The sequence below is a fragment of the Pseudomonas agarici genome (assembly GCF_900109755.1).
Taxonomy (GTDB): Bacteria; Pseudomonadota; Gammaproteobacteria; order Pseudomonadales; family Pseudomonadaceae; genus Aquipseudomonas; species Aquipseudomonas agarici.
Map to the genome: position 1 here is coordinate 208,597 of NZ_FOAR01000005.1, position 20,297 is coordinate 228,893.

Genomic DNA, 20,297 nt, shown 5'->3' on the forward strand with positions numbered 1-20,297 from the left:
AAAAGCCAGGGATATCCCTGGCTTTTGTGTTTTACCCGCCTGGCGACTCAGTCGCTGATCAGTTGCTGGCTACCTTGTCATCTTTCTTCACGGTCTCTTCCAGCGAGAAACGACCCAGTGGATTCTGTTGGAAGTTCTCGATGTTGTTGCGCGAGATGTTGATGTACGGGCTGTAATACAAATCGATCCAGTTGACATCGGCTTTGGCCATCTTCTGCAGGTCGATGTACATCTGCTTGCGCTTGACCGGGTCGCTTTCGATGCGGGCCGCCGCCACCAGTTCCTTGACCTTCTCGTTCCGATAGCCCGTCATATAGTTGTTGTTGGTGTCGTGACCAAGGACGAAGGTGGTTTTCTGGTCGGCATCGAGAATATCGTTGGTCCAGTACATCACCGACAAGTCATAGGCCCCGTCGATCAGCATCTGCCAGCTCTGCGTCGGATCGACTTTCTGCAGGTTGGCTGTGATGCCGACCTTGGCCAGTTGCTGCTGGACCATCACCGCGATCTGCTCGTCCGCTTCGTTACCGGCATTGACCACATAGTTGAGCTTCAGGTTCGACACACCGGCTTCGCTGAGCAGCTTCTTGGCTTTCTCCGGATCGTAACGGCGTTGCAGATTGTCCGCGTAGTGGTACTGACCGCCCTTGGGAATATAGGAATAGGCCACGACTCCCTTGCCGAAGGTCACGGTGTCCACCAGCGATTTCTTATCGATCGCATAGTCCAGAGCCTCACGCACCTGCGGTTTGGCCAATTCGCCATGGGCATGGTTGATCAGCAGGTGGTCCTCGCGAGTCGAAGGGTCGAGATGGACCACCAGATTCTGGTCTTTTTGCAAGGCATCCACTCGCGAGAATGGCACGAAGATCGCCGAGTCCAACTCCCCCGCCTGGACCTTCAGCATGCGGGTATTGTCATCCGGGATGGAGATCCATTCCACGCCATCGAGGCTGACGCTGGCGGCCTGCCAGAAGTCCGGGTTCTTCTCCAGGACCACGCGATCGCCGCGAATCCATTCCTTGACGGTAAAGGCACCGGAGACCACCGGTGTCTCGGCGTAGGCATCCTCGCCCATCTTCTCGATGGCCTTTTGCGACAGCACCGAAGCGGTCGGTGAAGCCAGTTGCGAGACGAATGGCACCGAAGGAGTCTTGAGGGTGACTACCAAGGTTTGCGGGTCCTTGGCCTCGGCTTTGTCGATGAGTTTGTAGGAATCGCTCCACAGCGACGCCTTGTTATCACGGATGCGTAACAGGCTGAACGCTGCATCGCTGGCGGTGATCGCCGAGCCATCGGAGAACTTCGCCGGGCGCAGCTTGAAGGTGTAGGTCAAGCCATCGGGCGAGGTCGTCCAGCTTTGCGCCAGTCCGGGCTCCAGTTGGGTGCCGGCCTTGTCGACGCGCACCAGGGTGTCGTAGACGTTGGCGAACACCCAGGTATCGCGGTTCTGCGCACTCTTGATCGGGTCGAAGGTGGTGCTGTCTTCCCGGCAACCAATGGTCAGCACGCCTGCGGCTTGCGTCACACTTGCCGCCAACGAGCAGACCGCCAGGGCGGCGGCGCTCAACAATTTCAAATGCCTGGATCTCATGCGTATAACTCCCTGTTAGTCGATGGTAGGTTGAGTGTTTGCAACAGCGGTTCCTCGAGCACACAGCTATAGCGTTGATGCGCGAGGTAATGGGTCGGCGGTGGCGCTTCGGCGCAACCTGGCCGGGCGAGACGACAGCGCGGGTGAAAGGCGCAGCCGCTCGGAACGTTCAACGGACTCGGTGGCTCGCCGGGCAAGGGTTCGGTGGGCAGTTGACGATCCGGATCGATATTGGGGATCGAATTGATCAACGCCGCCGTATAGGGGTGGCGTGGCGCAGTGAAGACCGCCTCGACGCTGCCTTCCTCGACGATCTGCCCCAGGTACATCACCGCGACCCGGTCGCATAGGCGCCGGACGATGGCCAAGTCATGGGCGATGAACAGGATCGACAGGTTCAGGCGCTGCCGCAGCTCCAGCAACAGATTGATGATCTGACCTTGGATCGATACATCGAGCGCCGCCACGCACTCGTCGGCAACGATCAATCGTGGCTCCACCGCCAGGGCTCGGGCAATGCCCACTCGCTGGCATTGCCCACCACTGAGACTGCCCGGCTTGCGCCCGGCCAGTTCCGGCCTTAGTCCGACCAGGGTCAGCAGTTCCTCGACCCGTGCCGGAATCTTCTCAACGCTCACCTTGCGTTGCACCCGCAGCACCTCGGCAATGGTTTCGCCGATGCTCAGGCGTGGATTGAGCGCGGCATAGGGATCCTGGAAGATCATCGCGGTTTCGCGGCGCAGGCGCTCCAACTCAACCCCATGGCCCTGGGCGACATCCACCCCGTCAAACAACACCTGGCCGGCGGCGATATCGTTGAGTCGCAAGATGGCGCGGCCAAAGCTGCTTTTACCGCTGCCCGATTCGCCGACCAATCCCAGGGTTTGCCCCGCGCCCAGAGTCAGGGAAACCTCGTTGACTGCCCTCACCCACTGGCGGCTCATCCCCAGCAAACCGCCGCCTTGGGCGGCAAAGCGCACGTGCAAATCCTTGACTTCAAGCAGGTTCATGGCCGACCTCCCAACGCCAGGGGGTAATGACAGGCCACCCGCTGCCCATGTTCGATTATCCGCAGGTCCGGCAAGGTGTCACTGCAATGAGACCCCAGGTGCTGACAACGCGGATTAAAACGACAGCCTGTCGGCAGGTCACTGAGCAAGGGAGGCTGGCCGCCGATAGTGAGCAACGGCTCCTGGCCCGCGCCATCGGCCGGCTGGCACGCCACCAGCCCGGCAGTGTAGGGATGGCCCGGTCGCGCCAGCAGATCGCGCTTGCTGCCGTGCTCGCACAGGCGACCGGCATACATCACGGCAATCGAGTCGCAGGTCTGGGCCACCACGCCCAGGTCATGGGTAATCATAATCAGCGACAGCCCGCGTTGATCCCGCAGATCGAGCAACAAGCGCAGAATCTGCGCCTGTACCGTCACGTCGAGGGCGGTAGTCGGCTCATCGGCGATCAACACCTTGGGCTCGCAGCCCAGGGCCACCGCAATCATCGCCCGCTGGCGCATGCCACCGGAAAACTCGTGGGGATAGTTGTCGATGCGGCGCTGGGGATCGGAAATTCCCACCTGACGCAGTACCTCGATAGCTTGCACGCGAGCCTCACGGCGTGTGCATTGCTGGTGCTGACGGATACCTTCAGCGATCTGCTCGCCGATGCGCATCAGCGGGTCGAGGTGACTGCTGGGATTCTGGAATATCATGCCGATCTGTCGTCCGCGCATCCTGCGCATGCCGGCCTCGTCCAGCGTCAGCAGGTTCTGCCCGGCCAGCCGCACGGCGGTACCCTCGACACTCAGTCCGGCAGACGGCAGCAAGCGCATCAGCGCTCGACAGGCCAGAGTCTTGCCCGAACCGCTTTCACCCACCAGGCCGAGGATCTCGCCCTGCGCCAGATCGAAGGACAGGCGATCGACCAGGGTCAGTGGGGTTGGGCCGTTGTGGGCCAATACACTCAGGTCCTGGACTTGCAGCACCGGCGAACTCATGTGCGCGCTCCCATGGCATCGGCGACACCGTCGGCCAGCAGGCTAAAACCCATGGCCAGGGTCACGATGGCGATACCAGGAAAGGTGCAGATCCACCAGGCACTGGTAATCAGGCTCTGCCCTTCGGCAACCATGGTGCCCCACTCCGCTGTCGGCGGCTGGACGCCTAGCCCGAGATAACTCACCGCCGCGCCATTGAGCAGCACCAGCACCGCATCGGACATGGCGAACACCACCGAACCGAACAGCGCATTGGGCAGCAGGTGACGGAACAGGATGCGTCCATGACCGAAGCCGAGGCTTTTCGCCGCCAGGGCGAAATCGCTTTCCTTGAGGATCAGGATCTGCGAGCGGATCAGCCGCGCATAGGACACCCAACCCACCAGAGCCATGGCGATATAGAAGCTGGTCAGCCCAGGGCCGAGAATGGCCATGATCGCCAACATCAGGACCAGGAACGGAAAGGCCAGGACGATATCGATCAGACGCATACACAGCGTGTCGAAACGACCGCCGATATAGCCGGACAAGGCCCCCACCACGGTGCCAATCAGGAACGGGAAAATCACGCCCAACACCGATAATTGCAGGTCGACCCGGGCGCCCCAAATAACCCGCGATAGCACGTCCCTGCCAAAGTGATCGGTGCCGAACGGATGAGCCGCGCTCGGCGCCAGCAAACGCACCTCGATGTTTTGCAGGATCGGGTCGTAGGGCGCGATCCACGGCGCCAAGAGTGCCAGCAGCAGCCAGCCGCCCAGAATCACCAAGCCAAGATACATCGCCAGTCGACCGTGGCGCAGACGCAGACTGAGAGCATTGCGTCGCGCCACCATCACCTCGGCACCACTCATCGGACCTTCACCCGTGGATCGATGGCCACCGTGGCGATATCGGCGAGAAAGTTCACCGCCACCGTCGCCAGCGCCAGGACCATCGCCACGCCCTGTACCACCATGTAATCACGACCGAAAATCCCGCGTACCAGCAACTGACCGATCCCTGGAATGGCAAACAGGCTTTCGATCACCACTGTGCTGCTGATCAGCCAGCCGATATTCACCGCCAGCAGGTTGACCGTGGGCACCAGTGAATTGGGTAACACATGCCGGCGCAGGATGGCTGCCTCGGACAAGCCCCGCGCCCGGGCGGCGCTGACATGATCGGCCTGCAATTCCACCAGCATGCTGGCTCGCAAGTTGCGAATCAGCACCGAGGACAGGGCCAGGGCAATGGTCAGGCATGGCAGTACCAAGTGATGCAGCTTGTCCAGCCAGGTGCGGCCATAGCCGGTCACCGGAAACCATCCCAACTGCACGCTAAACACCAGGATCAGCATGATTCCCAGCCAGAATGCCGGCACTCCGAGGCCGCTGGTGGTGAAGACCCGCACCAGGTTATCGACCCAGCCGCCCTGGTGCCGGGCCGCCAAGGTCGCTAACGGAATCGCGATCAGCAAGGCCAGCAAGACACTGCCCAGGACCAGGACCAGCGTTGGCTCGATACGCGTGGCAATCAGCTTCAAGGTATCGACCCGATACTGGATCGATTGCCCCAGGTCGCCTTGCAGCAGGTTCTTCAGGAAATAGACATACTGCATCGGTAGCGGCTGATCGAGACCGAACTGGGCGCGGATATTCGCCAGCGCCTCTGGCGTGGTTCGCGATCCTAGCAACGCTCGCGCCGGATCGCCGGGAATCGAACGGATCAGGACAAAGGTCACCAGGCTGATGCCGAACAGCACCGGCAGCAATTGCAACGGTCGGGTCAGGATAAAGCGGTAGCGCTGCAGGTTCATGCAGTGCCCCGATGACGCTGCAGGAAGTCGAGCAGGACCGGAAAGTAGGCTTGGGGCTCCTCGTAGAACGGCATATGGCTGCTGTTGGGGAACACATGCAGCTCGACATCCCTGAGCGCCCGCTTCATCCGATAGGCACAAGCCGGAGTCAGCTCATCATGCTGACCGGTGGTGATCAGCACCGGCATCTCGAAATCGGCCATCTGCTCGATGCGGTTCCAGTCCTTCAGATTGCCGACATAGAGGAATTCATTGGGGCCCTGCATGGCCTCGTAGGGTCCCATGTTCCAGTCATTCAGCGAACGCTTGACCGGTGCCGGCCATTCATCGAGGCGGCACACATGCCGGTAGTTGAGCAAAGTGATCGCCGCCTGATATTGCGGGTGATCCAGGGTGCCCATGGCCTCATGGCGCTGCATCATCGCCACGGTTTCGCTGCCTAGGGCCGCACGCAGGCGCTGCAACTCCTGGGTCAAGTGCGGGATATCGCCGACGGTATTTTCCAGTACCAGGGTCTTGAGGTGCGCCGAATGATGGATCGCATATTCGATCGCCAGCCAGCCGCCCCAGGAATGCCCAAGCAGATGCACCCGGCCCAGCTCCAGGGTCTGACGTACCTGCTCGACTTCGGCGACGTACCGGCTGATATCCCACAATGCCGGGTCGGTGGGGCGATCGGACGCGCCGGTGCCCAATTGGTCGAACGCCACTACCCGCAGGTTCTTTTCCTTCAGCCAGCCATGGGCATCGCGCAGGTAGTCGCATGGCAAGCCCGGACCGCCGTTGAGACACAACAGCACCTCATCGCCACTCCCGTAGCTATAAACCACGACACTGTGGCCATCGACTTCTAGGGTGTAACGCTGATCCGGTTCCAGTTCGTACCACATGACGCTCTCCCTGTTGCTGGCTTTATGTAGCCTGTCGGCTTCACCCTAGCGGGGAATTTCCTAGCCCATAAGCTAGCAATTCTTATAGGTTTGATCTGGCTGTCCCTCGTCCAGACGTGGCATTCTACTTGCCTGATTTCAGGATTGAAATTTATTCAGGAGAGGAAAGGATGCAGGTCAAATTCTCTGAGGTCGATACCCGTCGCTTATCCGGCAACAACATGGATGAACTGATGGATAACGCACTGGTCCTCGCAGGTCACCTGGGATTCGATGCCCTGGTATACGACTATACGCCGGTGCCGCTGGACCACGACGGCAGTATGATTACCCCGTCAGTGCTTCAGGTCCGTAACACCCCCTCGGACTGGCACTCGCTCTGGTGCGAACAGGGTTTCTACCAGATAGATCCTGTGCAGCAGCTGGCACTGAACACTGTTTCGCCCTTTGTCTGGTCCTATCAGCCCAAGGCTGAAACCGCCCTGCAAAAGGTCATTGAGCAGCGCCATTCGCCTGTGACCAGCTACCTGCAGGACCGGCAAATGACCTGCGGTGTCAGCGTGCCGATCCATCTGCCCAAGGGTGGCTTTGCCTCCTTGACGGGCTTGCGTACAGGCAACGGTAAATATGTCCTAAAGGATGCACGACAAACTCTTACAGACTTCAGCGTTATTTCCCATGCGTTACAGGAAGTCGCCTACCCTTTATTCAGCCCGGAAATGCGCGTATATCCACTTATTCGCCTGACCCGGCGTGAACGCGAGTGCCTGCAATGGGCTGCCGAGGGGTTGACCGCCAAGGAAATAGCCGAACACCTGCATCGGTCGTTGGCCACCGTGACCCTGCACTTGACGTCCGCCATGCACAAGCTAGGGGCAAAAAACCGCGTACAGGCGGTATTGCGAGCGGCGCATTATCGGTTGCTCGACAGCTGACCCGGCAAAAACCTATCAATTCACCTAGTTATGTCGCCGAACAAGTTTCGCTATCGTGCCCTGAATCATGCACTCAGGGAGTCTGAAGAAATGGAATTCAATGAAATACGCGAAGGTTTTGCGGACTTTGGTTCGCACCGAACCTGGTACCGTGTCACCGGCGACCTGGCCAACGGTCGTACCCCCTTGGTGATTCTCCATGGCGGCCCAGGCTGTACCCATGACTATGTCGACGCCTTCAAGGACATCGCCGCCAGCGGTCACGCAGTGGTGCATTACGACCAGCTAGGTAATGGCAAATCGACCCACTTGCCTCTTCAGGACTCGTCCTTCTGGACCGTCCAACTGTTTCTCGACGAACTGGACAATCTGCTCGATCACTTGGGCATTCGCCAGCACTACGTGCTGCTCGGCCAGTCCTGGGGTGGCATGCTCGCCAGCGAGCATGCGGTGCGCCAGCCGGCAGGGCTCAAGGCGATCATCCTCGCCAACTCGCCCTCGTGCATGCGCACCTGGGTCAGCGAGGCCAATCGCTTGCGCGAGCTGTTGCCGGAGAACGTCCAACAGACCCTGCTCAAGCACGAGCAAGCCGGCACCTATAACGATCCGGAATACGTCGAGGCCTCGCGGGTATTCTATGATCGCCATGTCTGCCGTATCGCCCCATGGCCGAATGAAGTGGCCCGCACCTTCGCCCAGATCGATGCGGATCCCACCGTCTATCACGCCATGAGCGGCCCGACCGAATTCCACGTCATCGGTTCGTTGAAGGACTGGACCATCATCGACCGCCTGCATCGGATCAGGGTACCGACGCTGGTAATCTCCGGTCGCCACGATGAAGCCACCGAAGCGGTGGTCCGGCCCTATGTCGAGAACATCGCCGGCGCACGCTGGGCGCTATTCGAAGACTCCAGCCATATGCCCCATGTCGAAGAGCGCCAGGCTTGCATGGGCACGGTTGTACAATTCCTCGACGAAAGCCTCTGATACATTCCTCTGACACCACCATCACTACAAGATTTGCGGTAGCGCATCAGGCACGCTGATTACCCGGCAACACGCGCCCCTATAAGACCGGGTCCTGCTTGTACCTCTGCGGAGCGAGCATTAGATTAGCCAATAATCTCTGATCTTCAGAATAAGCAGAAGGGATAAGCATGGCGCTTACTGACCAGTCCACCAGCACCCGGGCCGGCGAAGAACTCGATGCCGAGTTGATCGATCCATACCTTAAGGCGCATATTCCAGGTCTCAGCGGCCTGCCGCGGATCAGTCAATTCCCCGGCGGTGCGTCGAACCTGACCTACCTGATCCAATATCCCGAGCAGGAGTTGGTTCTTCGGCGCCCGCCGTTCGGCCACAAAGCCAAGTCAGCTCACGACATGGGGCGCGAATTCCGCATCCTCAATCGGCTCAAGGACGGCTTCCCGTATTGCCCGAAGGCCTATGCGCATTGCAGCGACGAAAGCCTGATCGGCGCGCAGTTCTATGTGATGGAGCGGGTCAAGGGCATTATCCTGCGCTCCGACCTGCCACCGGAGCTTGGCCTCGATGCCGCCCAAACCGAGACGCTGTGCAAGAGCTTTATCGAGCGCCTGGTCGAACTGCACCGCGTCGATTACAACGCTTGTGGCCTGGGCGAGCTGGGCAAGCCCGAAGGCTATGTCGCGCGGCAGATTCGCGGTTGGAGCGAGCGTTATGAACAAGCCCTGACCCCGGACGCCCCGAAGTGGGAAACGGTCAAGGCCTGGCTGAATGACAAGATGCCCGCCGACCATCCGACATCAAGCATCGTCCACAACGACTATCGTTTCGACAATGTCATCCTCGACCCGCAAAATCCGATGCAGATCATCGGCGTGCTTGATTGGGAACTGACCACCCTTGGCAACCCGCTAATGGACCTGGGCAATACCCTCGCCTACTGGATCGAGGCCGGCGACCCGCCAGCGGTGCAACTGATGCGGCGCCAGCCTAGCCATGCGCCGGGCATGCTCAGCCGCCGTCAGGTCGTCGACTACTACGCCGAGCGTTCGGGCCAGTCGATCGACAACTTCGACTTTTACTACACTTATGGCCTGTTTCGCTTAGCCGGTATCGTGCAGCAGATCTACTACCGCTTCTTCCACGGTCAGACTCAGGACAAACGCTTTGAGCCGTTCATTCACATGAACAAGCTGCTGGAGCAGATGAGCCTGCAAGTCCTGCATAAGTCCAATCTCTGACCGCGACCACAAACAAGGGAAAAACCATGTCCAAGACTCAGTTGTTCGATCTCGACGGCAAGATTGCCTTTGTCTCAGGCGCCAGCCGTGGCATCGGTGAAGCCATTGCCCGGCTGCTGGCTCAGCAAGGCGCCCAGGTGATTGTCTCGAGTCGCAAGCTCGACGGTTGTCAGCGCGTCGCCGACGCGATCGTCGCCGAAGGTGGCCAAGCCACCGCTATCGCCTGCCATATCGGCGATATGGAACAGATCACCCAGGTTTTCGCCACCCTGCGTGAACAATTCGGACGCCTGGACATCCTGGTCAACAACGCCGCCACCAACCCGCAGTTCTGCCATGTACTGGACACCGACCTCGGTGCGTTCCAGAAGACTGTCGAGGTGAATATCCGCGGTTATTTCTTTATGTCGGTGGAAGCCGGCAAACTAATGCGCGACAACGGTACTGGCAGCATCATCAACGTGGCTTCGATCAACGGTATTTCCCCTGGAGTGTTCCAGGGTGTCTATTCGCTGACCAAGGCCGCAGTGATTAACATGACCAAGGTCTTCGCCAAGGAATGCGCGCCGTTCGGTATTCGTTGCAACGCCCTGTTACCAGGCTTGACCGACACTCAATTCGCCTCGGCCCTGGTCAAGAACGAGGCAATCCTCCAGACCGCGCTGCAACAGATCCCGCTCAAGCGTGTAGCCGAGCCGAGCGAAATGGCCGGAGCCGTGCTGTACCTGGCTAGCGAAGCATCGAGCTACACCACTGGCGTGGCGTTGAATGTCGACGGTGGCTTCCTTTCCTAGACTTTGTACGAATTGCTCCAGGCACAAGCAGGCGAGCAGGCCAGAGTTAACGGCCTCCCAAAACCGATACCGTCCGCTTAAGAAGCCTCACCGTTGGAGCCCTGCCTGGCCGGGACACCGACAACCTGCGAGCGGTTGCATAAGGCGCGCTTTTTTAGCAACGCGGTGCCGGTCTGTTCCTACAGACTGGCGCTGAGCCGGTCCGCCACGTCTTTGGGCACCCAGGCCTGCCAGACCTGCGGATGCTCCTTGAGAAACGCGCGGGCCACCTGGGCAGGCGGTTGACGCTCGTCAGCCATCTTCGCCAGCGCTTGGTTCAACAGATCGATCGGCAGATCGACCTTGGCAAAGAATGCCACCACTTGCGGGTGCTGCGCCTTGAAGGGCGTGGACACACCGATACTCAACTTCGAAGGCAGCGACCGGGTCGGCCGGGGATCGGGATTGTCGGCATCGGTCAGGGTCTTCCAGGCCTCGGCATCAAACGCTGGCTCCTGCAACTGCACCAGCTTGAACTTGCCCAGCAACGGCGTCGGCGACCAGTAATAAAACAGGATCGGCTTGCCACGACGAATTGACGAGGTGATCTCGGCATCCAGCGCCGCGCCGGAACCGCTGCGAAAGTTCACGTAGCTATCGCTCAAACCATAAGCCTTGAGCTTCTGCTTATTGACGATCTCGGAGGTCCAGCCGATCGGGCTGTTGAGGAAACGCCCCTTGTCAGGCGACTCGGGGTCCTTGAACACGTCCTTGTACCGTTTGAGGTCCTCGACACTGCGCAGATCCGGCGCCAGGGGTTTGATATCCCGCTTTGGATCGCCCTTGATCACATACTCCGGCACCCACCAGCCTTCGGTGGCGCCCTTGACGGTATCGCCCACCGCGACCACCTCGCCCGCCGCCTCGGCCTTGATCCAGACCGGGCTGCGGCCAGCCCACTCTTCGCCGATCACCTGGATATCGTTTTTGGCCAGGGCAGTTTCCAGGGTCACGGTAGTACCCGGCAACATATCCGTTGGCAACTCGTAGCCGTGCTCGACGATATAACGCAAAAGCTCGGTAATCAGGCTGCCGCTTTCCCAGTTCAAGTCGGCAAAATGAATCGGTGCGGGCGCAGGCGCTGCCTGAGCCAACAGTGACGCGATAGTGACGCAGAATACAGCCAAGGCGCTGGCCAGCCGCGCGCGAAATACTTTCATGGATCTACCTCGGTCGCTGGATAGCTTTCGACGAAAGTCGAAAGTTTCTGGATAACTCAATCAACTGACTTTAGTAGAGATTTCGGGAGCGGTGTACGTCAACTTATTCCATGCTCTGTGTCTGAAACTGCGACAACTCTCCCCGACCTTACGGACATAGGTCGCCAGCGTCATGGCATACCCCCTCTAATGCAACTCGACCTTGCGCACCCACAGGCACCGAGCATCGGTGTGTCTGGTAGAGATATCGCGGGTGAAATTCGGCCCTGCCGACGCTCACTACTCACTGGCTTTGAAAATCAACTCGCCTTTGCGCCACTTGGCGGCCTTTTTGGTCACATCCTTGAGCGTCTTGGTCAGACCTTCGCATAATTGTTCGTTGGCGGCGAAGGCCATGATAATGGTGTGACCTTCCTTGAACAGGATCCCATGCCCCAGCTCCGTGGTCACATAGGCGTAGTCGCCCAAGCCATAGACCGTCTGCTTGATGTCACGAAACTTGATATCGAACTTTCCGCCTTCGCGGCTGGGCAATACCGCTGCCCGGAAGTGATCGCCGACTTTCAGTTCAAGACGTGGCTTGTCATCGACGACCAACGCCGTTTCGGTGTCTATTTCGGCGATATAGATACCTTCAGCGGTTTGTTCGGTGATGTAGACAAAACGTGATTGAAACTGCTTGACCAGTTTGGCCCGCAGATCGCCCAGTACAAATAACGCGTGCATATCGAGATTGCTGACTGCCAACGAAAAACCCTCAAACCCAAAGAATGAAACCGCCCCGCCAGAGGTCGGGCGGCACAGGACATTCGGCGACTGCCGACGGTGACTCACTGGAAACCCTGATGACTGCAAATCGGCCTTGCGCAGACCGCCGGGGAACACAGGAAGACTAAAGGATCCAAAACCCTATTACTTCTGCGAACAATCACCAGAGCGTGAAGGAAAACGCCGCGTATTGCTGACTCCAGAAAGTGAGGCAGAGAAGTTACGGGAATCCCTTTCCTGAAAAAAATAGTTTCCGACGTACAAGTAAAATAATGCCCCGAATGAACCAAACCTCAAAGCACCGGTTGATTCTAGAACACGTCGACCTGTTGCGGCTATTCAAACTACTGACAATGGATATCAAACAAGACAAAAAAGCAGCGATTGGTATCGGCTTGACCTCTGGCCGGACAGGCGCCAGGAAGAAATTTTCTGCTGCCAGTCCCTGCACCGCCGTTGTACGCCATGACGGAAAAAACTTTCCGGCGATAGTCAGCATCAGCCCACGCTGCAAGCTGCAAGCTGCAAGCACTCCGAGTCCATGTCAGCACCGCTAATAGTCTGCACGGTTACCTTAGCTCAGGTTCGGAAGCCACAAGCCCACACCCAAGACGCCGTGACGAATCATAGCTCGCTATGGGGGGAGCAGCAACGCCGATCAGCGGTTGGTCGCCTCCTAAATTGACTAACAGAACTAGTCACACAGGCCACTAGGCGGCGCTGAACACGCCCGGCGCTTCAAGCCCATGCAGTTGCGCCAACCACGCCTCCCGGCATTCTTGCGCTTCGAGCCGAGTGGAAAAGGCCGTGCCACGGCGCTCTCCATTCACCAACACAACCCAACATACCCGTTGTCCAGACGACTGCAGCATGGCCGGAACGCCGCTGCCGATCATCACCACCACATCGATCTTGCTGTGCATAAAGGATCTCCCGTCATAGCTGGTGGCTCATCATAGATGACCAATACCGACGGGAAAAAGCTATGGGCGCGATAGCCCTTTGCATCGATGATAACGATCAACGCTTGCGGGCGGCGTGGGGCGCATTTTCCGGTTTGTAGCCCAGGCGCAGGCCGCCCCAATGCTGGCCCTTGACCATGATCGGTACTGACAGATCATGCATCAGCTCACCGGTATCGCGGGTATAGGTCTGCAAGAGCAGCGGTTGCCGGTGACTGCCACAGCGAACGCCGGTGCGGTCATCGAACTTGCGCTTGGTCCGGTTCTGCAGGGTGTCTTTCGCTACATCGCCGGTCAAGGGCTGGGAAAATGCCTGGTTATGGGTTGGCACATACCCCTGGGGGGTGCAGGCAATGGCAAATACCAGCCCCTCATGTCGGCTCAACAGCGGTTCCTGAATCGTCGGCAACACCTGGTCGGTGTAACGATCGAAGCGGGTCTGGAACTTCGCCGGCGAGGTGTTGGCGATCGCCAGGTAATTACGGTCGAACAGGTCGTCGAGGCTGATCCGACTCTGTTCGATATCCGCCTCGAAGCGTGCGGCGATCTGCTCGGCGCCTTCACGAGCCAGGTCGTAGATACGCTGGTGATAGTCGTCCAGACCAATCTCAGCCAGGCGCTCGCTGATGGTTTCCGCCTGCCCTTCCATTTGTACGGCGGCTTCGGCCAGGCCACGGGTCTGTTGGTCGCTCGCCGCCAGGTCGCTGCGCATCTGCTCTACCGCAACAAACAGGCTACCCAACTGTTCACGGTTATTGTGCGCGCCCCGAGCAATTTCACTGACCTGACTTTCGACTCCAGCAGCCAGGCGGGCAATATTTTCCAGATACGCACCGGTATGTTCGACCTGTTCGACACCGTTGTTGAGATCCATGGACAATTGCTGGATCTGCTCCACCACCTGGGCAGTGCGTTGCTGGATATCAGCGACCATCACCCCAACCTCATCGGTGGCGGTCGCTGTGCGACCGGCCAACCCACGGACTTCATCGGCGACTACGGCAAAACCGCGGCCATGCTCCCCGGCGCGCGCAGCCTCGATGGCGGCATTGAGTGCCAGCAGGTTGGTCTGGCTGGCAATCGCCTGGATCACCAAAGTCACCCGCTGGATCTCCTCGCTACGCAGGCTCAGGGCTTCGATCAGCTCCCGGCTGGCGCCGGCACGCTGGCTGAGTTGATGCATGCGCGTGATCGACTCCGACAGCAGCGCATGCCCTTCGGCACCGCTCCGGCGTGCTTCGCTGGCGCAAACGAGCGCTTGCTGGCTCAGTAGCGACGTGGCTTGTTCGGTGTCGAGCATCATTTCGGCGCTGCTGACGATCTGCGCCGCGGCGCCGAGTTGCGACTGCAGCTTGCCGGCCAATTGCTTGACCGAAAAGGCCACGCCGGCGGCGGACAACGCATTATGGCTGGTCACATAGGACAAATCACGAGTCAGCTCGCCCAAGGCGCTGTTGCCGGGGACAACGGCAACCGCTACCTGGCGCGACTTCAAGTGCGGCAGCCAGACCAGCAGCAGCGCTAGTGGCAGGCAGGCGACCAATGGCCAGTCGGCATAGGCCATGGCTGCCAACAGCAACGTCAGCCCGACACTTTGTATCAACACTCCCCACCAATGCGAGCTGGACTTCGACTGCACTGGCGATTGCGTCAGGGCCTCAGACAGAATTCCTTCTCCAGACATGTGCATTACCTACTTTCAGTTTCTAGTTATTTTCTTGCATTAAACGCCACTACAAGGCCATTAGCCATGCTCCATTAGTGGTAATCGCAAGCGCGGAATCTGAAAGCAGAAAAAGGATGTGGCGAGGTCTTGGGAGAGTGAGTTCAACAGGTGGCGAGCAGGCTGGCCTGATCGCCACGAAAGCTGAATCAGGCCTGACGCTGATGCTTATCGATCTGCTCGTGGCGCTCTTGAGCTTCGATGCAGTACTTGGTGGTCGGGCTGATCAACAGGCGCTTGAGGCCAATCGGATCGCCACTGTCGTCACACCAGCCGAAGGAATCTTCACGAATGCGATCCAGAGCCTGTTCCAGCTGTGGCAGCATGCGCTGGTCGCGGTCAATCGCATTCACCAGCCAGGTGCGCTCTTCTTCAACGGATGCGGCGTCGGCCGGGTCTGCCGGGGTATCGAGGCTTTCGATAGCAATACGGTTCTGCTCGATACGCGCGTGGGTTTCGACTTTCATTGCCTGCAGCAGCTCGGTGAAGAAAGCCAGTTGCTCGGCGTTCATGTAGTCGTCCGCCGGCATGGCCAGCAACTTTTCCTTTGTCATTGACTTCTCTATAGAAAATACGTGCATTAAGGCGAATTAGGGAGCGTCCTGAGCACCTGAGGGGATGCACAGAAAGGCGCCGTCCATTCCAAGCGCCACCCGGCACTCAATTTACGAGGGGCGGCAGTCTAAGGCCGAGTTATCGAGTCAGCAACTGAAATGACAGCAAAAATCCTCCGATAGCTTCGGACGAGCGTCCTGGAGCCCTTTCATGGATGCGCATCGGAGTGTGTTTATAACAAGAAATTTCGTTCAGTGCCCGCACTCAGGGGACAAACGGCACAACTGAGGGTTGGGCTAATCCGGAAAAAAGCCGCCGGGGCGCTCAAAAGCTTTATCGGAACGCCGCCCGACAAGCAACGCTCCCACCTCGGAAGCCTGAGCTCTAGCGCTTGAGCTTGCGCTTGTTGCGGTATTGGTCAATAACCACCGCGATCACGATGATCAGGCCCTTGATGATGTCCTGGATATAGGCGTCGACTCCGACAAACGTAAAACCGCTGGCCATGACCCCGAGAATCAGCGCACCGATCACCGTGCCGGTAATACGCCCCACGCCGCCGGCCAGGCTGGTGCCGCCGATGACCGCCGCGGCAATCGCGTCCAGCTCATAGGACATGCCCATTCCGGCCTGCCCGGTAGCTGCTCGGGCTGAAGCCACCACCCCGGCCAGCCCGGCGAGGAGCCCGGCAATACTATAGACGATCACCAGATGGCGCTTGACGTTGATCCCCGAGGTGCGGGCCGCCTGCATATTGCCGCCGATGGCATAGGTGTACTTACCGTACTTGGTGTAGCGCAGGGCGATATGGAAGATCACCGCCACCACCAGGAAAATGATCACCGGCATCGCCCCGTGACCGATGGCCGTGTAGGCGTCCGAGAGCATGCTCACCGGCTGCCCTTCGGTGTAGTATCGAGCCAGGCCTCGGGCCGAGACCATCATGCCGAGGGTCGCAATAAAAGGCGGGATCCCGGTCACGGCGATGATGCTGCCGTTGATCGCCCCCGCCAGCAGCCCGACACCCAGCCCAGCCGCCAGCGGTATCCACACCGGCAGGTCGGTCAGCGACGGAAACACTGCCCGGGAAAAGTCCGAGGTCTGCGCCAGGCTGGCGGCAATCATCGCCGACAACGCCAGCACCGAGCCGGAGGACAGGTCGATCCCGGTGGTGATGATGACCTGGGTCACGCCGATGGCCAGCAGGCCGATCACCGATACCTGCAGGATCATCAGCACCAGACGCTGGGAACTCATCAGAAAGCTTTGATCGCGGACGATCCAGCCGGCCAGCTCGAAGACCAGGCCAATCCCGATCAGTACCAGGAAGATGCTCAGTTCGCTCGGCAACCGTCGACGGTGCTTGATCGGTGCCAGGGCGGGCTTGTTGTCCGCCGGTTTGTTTTCCAGGACTGCGCTCATGACCGCTTATTCTCCTTTGCCACCGACAGACCCCGGTATGCGGTGCCCACCTTGATAAAGTCAGTGAATCGCCGCAATACCCGACGCCAGTTGCATCACCCGCTCCGAAGTCGCTTCGCCGCGGTCCAGGACCCCCATCAGGTCGCCTTCATGCATGACCATCACTCGGTCGCTCATGCCCAGCACTTCCGGCAGTTCCGAAGAAATCATGATCACCGCCATGCCCTCGCCAGCGAGGTAAGCGATCAGCCGATAGATCTCGGCCTTGGCCCCGACATCGATGCCACGGGTCGGCTCATCGAGGATCAGCACCCGTGGGTTGGTCATCAGCCAGCGCGCAAGCAAGGCTTTCTGCTGGTTGCCGCCAGACAGGGTATCGATACATTGCTCCAGAGACGGGGTCTTGACCCGCAGTTTCTTGCACATGTCCTCGCACAGGGCACGCAGGGCCTTTTGTTGGATAAAACCGTTGCCGACGTAGTGTGGCAATACCGCCATTTCCATGTTCTCCAGCACCGACAGGCAAGGGAACAGGCCACTGAGTTTGCGATCCTCGGTCAGCAGCGCAAAACCCCTCTCGATCGCCAGATGCGGATCGCTGATTCGCAGCAACTTGCCGTCCAGGCGGATCTCGCCACCGCTGGCGGGGGTAATGCCGAACAAGGTTTGCGCAATATTGGTCCGCCCGGAGCCCATGAGACCGGCAATCCCGAGGATTTCCCCGGCATGCAGGTCGAACGACACGCCCTGGAAGACCCCATCCAGGCGCTGGTCCCGTACCGACAGCAGCAACTCGCCGATAGGCTTCTCGCGCACCGGGAACAATTGATTCAGCTCACGCCCGACCATCATCGAGATCAGGCTGTCGCTGTCCATGTTGTCGGCCCGCTGCAGGCCGATGTACTGGCCGTCGCGAAACACCGCGACTTCATCGGCGATGCTGAAGACTTCGTTCATCTTGTGGGTGATATAGACGATGCCCTTACCCTGGGACTTGAGGTCGGCGATGATCGAGAACAGGTGAGCGACCTCCTTCTCGGTGATGGCCGAGGTGGGCTCGTCCATGATCAATACGTCCGAATCGTAAGACACCGCCTTGGCGATCTCGACCATCTGCCGTTCCGCGATGCTCAAGTTGCCCACCAGCTCTTGCGGGTCGAGGTCGATACGTAGACGATCGAGTAAGTGCGTGGTGCAACGATGCATTTCGCGATGATCGATCATGTGGAAGCGATTGAGTTGCTCGCGCCCGATCCAGATGTTCTCGGCGATGCTCATGTGCGGCATCAGGTTGAGTTCCTGGTGGATCATCGCGATCCCCGATTGCAACGCCATCAAGGGGGCATCGAAGGTCACTGGCTTGCCACGCAGGCGCAGTTCGCCAGCGTCCGGCGGATAGATGCCGGCGACGATTTTCATCAAGGTCGACTTGCCAGCCCCGTTTTCGCCCATCAGCGCCAGCACCGAACCAGGGCGAACCCGCAACTGTACATTGGACAGGGCAATCACACCGGGGAAGCTCTTGCTGACGTTGATCACTTCCAGCAGGTAGGGCGAACCGCCAGCGGTGGCGTTGACGGTGGACGCAGCAGTCACGCTAGCGAGCATGGTTAGGGACTCCTCAGCTCGGGGTGGGCAAGGCGTCACGAATTACCCTGCCGGTTTATTGTTGTTATTGAGACGAAGCTTGTTTGAAATCCTTGACGTTTTGTGGGGTGATCAACCTGTACGGCACCCATACCACGGCTTCGACCGGCTCCTTCTTGATCATTTTCATCGCCGTGTCGATAGAGCCGTCGGCCTGGCCCTTGGCATCCTGGAATACCGAGACGGTCAGATCGCCTTTCTCCACGGCCCGCAAGCCGTCCGGCGTGCCATCGACCCCGGCGATCAGCACACTGCCTTTCTCCACCCCGGCCTGTTTCAGAGCCATGGACGCGCCGATGGCCATTTCATCGTTGTTGGAGACCACTGCATCGAACTTACGACCCTGGGTCAGCCAGTCATTGGTCAGGTCCATGCCTTTGTTGCGCAACCAGACTCCGGTCTGCTCCTGGTCGATCTTGATGTTCGGGTATTTGGCCAGGACTTCCTTGACACCCTTGGTGCGATTGGCGGTGGAGTTGTTGGCGAGGTCACCCAGCAGGATCACGATCTCGCCTTTGCCGCCCAACTTGTCGGCCAGGTACTGCATCTGCATCTGGCCGGCTTCCAGGTCGTTGGAAGCGACGCTGACCACGCCCTTGGGCAGGTTCAGGTCGTCGGGACGGCGGTTGACGTAGACCAGTGGGATGCCGGCCTTGACCGCAGCTTCGGTGATTTTCCGGGTGGCAGCGGTGTCCACCGGGTTGACCACGATGGCATCCACCTTCTGACTGATGAAGCTTTCCACTTGGCTCAACTGCTTGACCACGTCACTGCGGGCGTCTTCGAACTGCAGCTTGACGCCCTCGGGTATCGATTGAGCTTTCTTGTCCATGTTCTCGCGCAGGTAGGTCAGCCAGGTGTCGTCGAACTGCGACATGCTGACGCCAATCCTCAGGTCGGCCATGGCCGCGCCGCTGGCGAACAGCAGAGACAAGGCCAGCGAAGCGAAACGAATCTTGGTGTCCATGAATATTCTGTCTCCACAATTGTTGTTGATTTTATGAGGGAAGCCTTTCAGAGCACTCCTTTATTTCAACGCACAGGCACGCTGCCCTTGCGTTCGACAGCACAGCGGCATGAGGTTCCAGAGCGCAAAACGAGGATGCGGGCGCGAGGCACTCGCATGGGCGGTGAGGTGAGGTACGTCGCAGACGCAGTGCGGCAGTGAAGGTTTTCATCGACGGCACCTGTTGTTTTTGTTGGTTCGCCCGCAGCAGACTCAATGAATCTGAATCGGCGAGACATGATAAGTCGGCAACCTGCAAATGACTTTATTGGAAAATAATTTCCATATCAACACTTTTTAGAATTATTTATTCTGCCGAAATGAGAAGTTATTTGCCAATGGTTAGGTAGCCCTTCGTCATGGCCGGGGCCGGCAGGGATTCGTACCGGCGTGCTGCGGGCAACCCCGAGGAACGTTAAGTCCAGCAGATTGAGGCACTCATGGAGGGTGGTCCGTGGCGTGGCGGGGCCAATGAATCATTTCCTGAATACAGGCTGTCTGGATGGCAAAAAGGACAGGTTGTTGATCCATCTTTCATAGGCTTTTCACATTTCAGCGTTTACCGTAGGCCCATGTCCGATCTTATGTCAGGGAGTCTATGAAAATCATGAAGATACCACTCTTGCACAGCAGTGCCTTTCCAGGTTTCAGGCGTTAGTCCCCGGATGCCGATTAATGTATTGGCATCCTTTCATGGGTTGTTCCGTGTCCGCCGCTATGACTGGTACAGGCCGATTGAGGCGTATACGAGTCCGATTTGCCACACGATGACACCGATCATCG

Annotated in this window: 18 protein-coding genes; 4 read left to right on the plus strand and 14 right to left on the minus strand. The window is 58.9% G+C overall.

The window, feature by feature from the left end:
• Positions 1 to 58 precede the first annotated feature (58 nt).
• From BMX68_RS07015 to BMX68_RS07040, 6 genes are read right to left on the minus strand one after another with little or no spacing between them, the layout of a single operon-like run.
• The gene (locus BMX68_RS07015; RefSeq protein WP_026013395.1) at positions 59 to 1,594 is read right to left on the minus strand and encodes an ABC transporter substrate-binding protein; all 1,536 of its coding nucleotides are present in this window, start codon (positions 1,592 to 1,594) and stop codon (positions 59 to 61) included.
• On the minus strand, positions 1,591 to 2,604 hold the full coding sequence (locus BMX68_RS07020; RefSeq protein WP_017133887.1) for an ABC transporter ATP-binding protein: 1,014 nt from the start codon (positions 2,602 to 2,604) through the stop codon (positions 1,591 to 1,593). Before BMX68_RS07020 ends, BMX68_RS07015 begins: the two co-directional genes overlap by 4 nt.
• The gene (locus BMX68_RS07025; RefSeq protein ID WP_060782403.1) at positions 2,601 to 3,587 is read right to left on the minus strand and encodes an ABC transporter ATP-binding protein; all 987 of its coding nucleotides are present in this window, start codon (positions 3,585 to 3,587) and stop codon (positions 2,601 to 2,603) included. The genes BMX68_RS07020 and BMX68_RS07025 overlap by 4 nt, the downstream gene beginning before the upstream one ends.
• The gene (locus BMX68_RS07030; RefSeq protein ID WP_017133889.1) at positions 3,584 to 4,441 is read right to left on the minus strand and encodes an ABC transporter permease; all 858 of its coding nucleotides are present in this window, start codon (positions 4,439 to 4,441) and stop codon (positions 3,584 to 3,586) included. Before BMX68_RS07030 ends, BMX68_RS07025 begins: the two co-directional genes overlap by 4 nt.
• Positions 4,438 to 5,385 carry an ABC transporter permease gene (locus tag BMX68_RS07035; protein WP_017133890.1) on the minus strand — a complete coding sequence of 316 codons (948 nt, stop codon included), beginning with the start codon at positions 5,383 to 5,385 and terminating at the stop codon, positions 4,438 to 4,440. The genes BMX68_RS07030 and BMX68_RS07035 overlap by 4 nt, the downstream gene beginning before the upstream one ends.
• Positions 5,382 to 6,275, minus strand: a complete 894-nt coding sequence (locus BMX68_RS07040) for a proline iminopeptidase-family hydrolase (protein ID WP_017133891.1) — start codon at positions 6,273 to 6,275, stop codon at positions 5,382 to 5,384. The genes BMX68_RS07035 and BMX68_RS07040 overlap by 4 nt, the downstream gene beginning before the upstream one ends.
• Before the next feature lie 170 nt (positions 6,276 to 6,445).
• Here BMX68_RS07040 and BMX68_RS07045 point away from each other — a divergent pair, with 170 nt between their 5' ends.
• The 4 genes from BMX68_RS07045 (at position 6,446) to BMX68_RS07060 (ending at position 10,232) form a co-directional block, all read left to right on the plus strand.
• Positions 6,446 to 7,210 carry a LuxR family transcriptional regulator gene (locus BMX68_RS07045; protein ID WP_017133892.1) on the plus strand — a complete coding sequence of 255 codons (765 nt, stop codon included), beginning with the start codon at positions 6,446 to 6,448 and terminating at the stop codon, positions 7,208 to 7,210.
• Between the two features lie 90 nt (positions 7,211 to 7,300).
• Positions 7,301 to 8,200 (plus strand): proline iminopeptidase-family hydrolase, encoded by a 900-nt coding sequence (locus BMX68_RS07050; RefSeq protein ID WP_017133893.1) that lies wholly within the window; start codon positions 7,301 to 7,303, stop codon positions 8,198 to 8,200.
• A gap of 170 nt (positions 8,201 to 8,370) precedes the next feature.
• Positions 8,371 to 9,438 carry a phosphotransferase family protein gene (locus tag BMX68_RS07055; RefSeq protein WP_074861979.1) on the plus strand — a complete coding sequence of 356 codons (1,068 nt, stop codon included), beginning with the start codon at positions 8,371 to 8,373 and terminating at the stop codon, positions 9,436 to 9,438.
• A 26-nt stretch (positions 9,439 to 9,464) separates the two neighbouring features.
• Entirely contained in the window at positions 9,465 to 10,232 is a 768-nt protein-coding gene (locus BMX68_RS07060; RefSeq protein WP_017133894.1) for an SDR family oxidoreductase, read from the plus strand.
• 179 nt (positions 10,233 to 10,411) lie between these two features.
• Here BMX68_RS07060 and BMX68_RS07065 read toward each other — a convergent pair whose 3' ends face one another.
• From BMX68_RS07065 to BMX68_RS07100, 8 genes are all read right to left on the minus strand, one after another.
• Positions 10,412 to 11,431 (minus strand): ABC transporter substrate-binding protein, encoded by a 1,020-nt coding sequence (locus tag BMX68_RS07065; protein WP_017133895.1) that lies wholly within the window; start codon positions 11,429 to 11,431, stop codon positions 10,412 to 10,414.
• Positions 11,432 to 11,710: 279 nt separating this feature from the next.
• Positions 11,711 to 12,178 carry a hypothetical protein gene (locus BMX68_RS07070; RefSeq protein WP_017133896.1) on the minus strand — a complete coding sequence of 156 codons (468 nt, stop codon included), beginning with the start codon at positions 12,176 to 12,178 and terminating at the stop codon, positions 11,711 to 11,713.
• A 731-nt stretch (positions 12,179 to 12,909) separates the two neighbouring features.
• Positions 12,910 to 13,122: a hypothetical protein gene (locus BMX68_RS07075; RefSeq protein ID WP_017133897.1), complete on the minus strand. Its 213-nt coding sequence runs from the start codon at positions 13,120 to 13,122 to the stop codon at positions 12,910 to 12,912.
• Positions 13,123 to 13,219: 97 nt separating this feature from the next.
• Entirely contained in the window at positions 13,220 to 14,851 is a 1,632-nt protein-coding gene (locus BMX68_RS07080; RefSeq protein ID WP_428829782.1) for a methyl-accepting chemotaxis protein, read from the minus strand.
• 182 nt (positions 14,852 to 15,033) lie between these two features.
• The gene (locus BMX68_RS07085) at positions 15,034 to 15,438 is read right to left on the minus strand and encodes a TraR/DksA family transcriptional regulator (RefSeq protein WP_017133899.1); all 405 of its coding nucleotides are present in this window, start codon (positions 15,436 to 15,438) and stop codon (positions 15,034 to 15,036) included.
• 385 nt (positions 15,439 to 15,823) lie between these two features.
• Positions 15,824 to 16,861 carry an ABC transporter permease gene (locus BMX68_RS07090; protein ID WP_017133900.1) on the minus strand — a complete coding sequence of 346 codons (1,038 nt, stop codon included), beginning with the start codon at positions 16,859 to 16,861 and terminating at the stop codon, positions 15,824 to 15,826.
• Between the two features lie 60 nt (positions 16,862 to 16,921).
• On the minus strand, positions 16,922 to 18,469 hold the full coding sequence (locus BMX68_RS07095) for a sugar ABC transporter ATP-binding protein (protein ID WP_017133901.1): 1,548 nt from the start codon (positions 18,467 to 18,469) through the stop codon (positions 16,922 to 16,924).
• Between the two features lie 64 nt (positions 18,470 to 18,533).
• Entirely contained in the window at positions 18,534 to 19,475 is a 942-nt protein-coding gene (locus BMX68_RS07100) for a sugar ABC transporter substrate-binding protein (RefSeq protein WP_017133902.1), read from the minus strand.
• Between the last annotated feature and the right edge of the window lie 822 nt (positions 19,476 to 20,297).